At 28.2% G+C, this 3,368-nt stretch carries 1 pseudogene; it reads left to right on the top strand.

What is annotated here, in order from left to right:
- Positions 1–917 precede the first annotated feature (917 nt).
- A pseudogene (locus RV14_RS12935) lies at positions 918–2,468 on the top strand (immunoglobulin-like domain-containing protein); the annotation flags it as partial.
- Positions 2,469–3,368 lie beyond the last annotated feature (900 nt).

The raw sequence follows: 3,368 nt of genomic DNA, 5'->3' as shown, positions 1-3,368 counted from the left end.
ATCACTTCGGTTTTTTGTTTTATTTCAAAAAAATTAATACCATAACTTCTTTTAACAATAAAAGGCAATATTTTATTGAAGCAAATAAATTAAAAAAGGGTGTTTTTTTAGTTGAAAAATAGAAATTCAAAAAACAATTGTTTTTACTTCCTCGAAAAGGAGTAGAAAAAAGCAATCAGATAAGTAATTCAGAGGAGAGCGTAAAGAATGTCAAGAAAATTTACGAGTGAAAAAATATTACTGCTGTGAATTGTATCTATCATTAACAATTTATTCAATACATTTGATACAAAACAGAATTGATGCCGTAAGCAATCAAGTAGTTGCGTTATTAAATCGTACGTAAAAAACAGTGTTGTTGAAAAAAGCGGTAAAGTACAACAATATATATGCCTATACCTTTTCTAAAATAAATCAGTAGTAGTAGAAAAAAGTATTTTTTTAGCAAAGACGAATTATTGGTAGTTATTAAAAAATGTGAAGCGGTTAGGAAAATTGAAATGGTAACAAATCACTGAAGAAATTTACTTTTTTTGATGAAAGATGGATGATTGAGTGCGATATGAAACATTTATGTAAATAAATGCAAAAGTCATAGGTAGTCTATTCTTTTATTTTGGAAACACAAATAAAAGGATAAACTAGAAAGTATAATTGAATATTTTTCGAAGTGCCACAATTCTTACTTTATTCTTTTTATTTGTTTTTATAAAATAGGTCGTTTAAAAAAATATATATATTTTTTTAATAATAAGAAAAAGGATGAGATTAAAATAGACTATTATTTTATTGAAATCAATAATAGACAAAGAAGGGTGGTTTTTAAATTGAAAAAACATAATATAAAAAAACAACTATTTTCACTTACGACGACAAGCGCACTCGTTCTTTCTAGTTTAGCTGGAGTAGCGGTACCAATGGTACATGCGGAGCAAAAAGGAGCGAAAGAAGATGTGATGGTTAGTTCTTCAAAGGAAATAAAAGAGGATAAGAAAAATGAAGAAACTTTAATAACTAATACAGCAGAAACAAAGTCTACTAAAGCAGTTCAAGAGCAAAAAAATACTACTGCTGATGCGCTACAACAGGCTACAAGAACAGTAAATAATTTATTTGACAGATTTGGTGCAAAGCAAAGTAATACCAAAGCTCAAATTGATGCCGCAAGAAAGCAAGTGACAGCATTATCAAATAGTATGCAAAAAACAGAATTGTTAAATAAAGTAGAACAAGCGCAACAAGCCTATGATGAATTAATGAAAAAATGGCAAGAGATTAATACAGAGATGGATCAATTCTTTATAAATGGAGAAATTGGTAATCCTAGATCAAGTGTGACGCAAACTGATATTGACAGACTGGGTGAAAAATTGTTTGAATTTCCTCTAGAAAAACCATTTTTAGAAGGCTACACAACTGATAAACTACGAGATAAATTAAACCAATTAATCTATGTACTTGATGCGACTCCTAAGGTAAGTTGGCTGTTTATAGATGGGAAACCTAACCCAGAAAATACGCAATGGGTTATCACTGATACGTTAAATAGTGTAAATCAAATGTTTGATGGTCCATATAAACAAAATCTCCTAGAAAAAATTGAAGAAGCGCAACAAGCTTATGAAGAAACTAGTGGTATTGCCATTCCTCCAATAAAGCAAGCAACAAGAGCCGTAAACCAACTATTTAATGGCAATACGCCTAAAGAAAGCAATACTCAAGAAAAGATTGACAGTGCGAGAAAAAAAGTCGAAGCAATAAAAGGTCATGCCACTGTTAAAGCAAAATTATTAGAAAAAGTAAAAATTGCTCAAGCAGCTTTGGATAATAAAAAAACAGCAATCACAGTGGATGATTATTATTGCGGGAATGTTTATATGACTGGAAAATACAGCGGAAATATCAAGAAATTTAAGTTAATTGTAGATGGTAAAGAATACAATCCTGGCTTCAAATTACTAAAAAACAATTGCTTTGAACTTTATATTGGAAAAAGAATCACTAAAGCAACAAAAACAGTAAAGGTAGAAAGTTTGGATGAGACTGGTAAAGTAACTGGCACACAAGAAATTTCAGTTCAATCTTCTAAATTAACTGCCGAAAACTATGCATTAGGGCAAGAGTACATCAAAGGACAAATGTTTGGTGAAGCAAAACAATTTAAATTGATGGTAGATGGTAAAGAATTTTCAGCTGGTTTCAAACTTTTAGCAAATAATCATTTTGAAGTCTATGCTAAAAATAAGATACAGTCAAACTCTAAGACAGCGATGCTAAAAGTATTGAACGGTGAAGGTACAGAAGTTGCTACGCAAGAGATTACCATTCAAAAACCATCATTAAACGTTAACCATTATAAAGTGAATACGGATTACATTACTGGTACTCACACTGGAGATGTGAAGAAATTCAAATTGATTGTCGATGGACAAGAGTACTTCCCTGGCTTTAAATTATTAGCAAATGATNTGAAGTGTACGCAAAAAATAAAGTTTCATCATCTTCTAAATTAATTACTTTGATTAGTTTGGATGCCAAAGGAAAAGAAATTCAGCGCCAAGAAGTTTCACATTCATAAATTCAATAATCAAAATTGATAGAATTAAAGTAGGCATTTTACTTTACGAAAAAAGAAATGCCAAAGTATCGTATCCTCAAAAAAGTTTTAAATCAATGTAATACACCCTATAATTTGGACGAATACCCAAATTATAGGGTGTTTTTCTATAACAAAATATTCGTTTAAACTTATTTAGTAAAAATAACGAATACTGAATGTTGAATTAAAAGCAGGCTTTTCTAGATTCCTAAATAAAAAGTTTCCTAATGAAATGAAAAAAGAGAATAAAAAAATTTTCAATTTCTTTTCATAAATATGAATAATTTAATAAATTTAAAAATAAGTTTTATTTAAAATAATTATGAAAGATAAAGCCAGCTTGGATACCATCAATTAAATTTTGTTTAAAAAATACAATAAAAAAGTGAAGTGAATAATCACTTCAGAAAAATTTAACTTTTTAAATTACACATAAAATATAAACTGAAACAGTCAATAAATATCCGAGATGCAAAAAAAATAAGGATTTAAAAAAATGAATTAAGTATAGCAGAATTATGATATACATCTGTCTTTCCTAATCTATAGTGTAAATATTTTGATGAATAGCTTTTTCGAAGTGATAAATTGGGTTGCTTCGTTTTTTTTTATTTCAAAAAAAAAATCATTTAAATAAATAGTTGTTTTTATTTAAATAAGAAAAAAACAAAGAGATTAAAATAGAATATTGTTTTATTGGAATTAATAAATAAAGAAGGGTGGTTTTAAAGTGAAAACAAATAATTTTAAAAAACAACTATTTTCATTT

It is taken from the genome of Enterococcus ratti (assembly GCF_001886195.1).
Taxonomy (GTDB): domain Bacteria; phylum Bacillota; class Bacilli; order Lactobacillales; family Enterococcaceae; genus Enterococcus_B; species Enterococcus_B ratti.
This window is presented reverse-complemented; position numbering and strand designations above follow the sequence as displayed.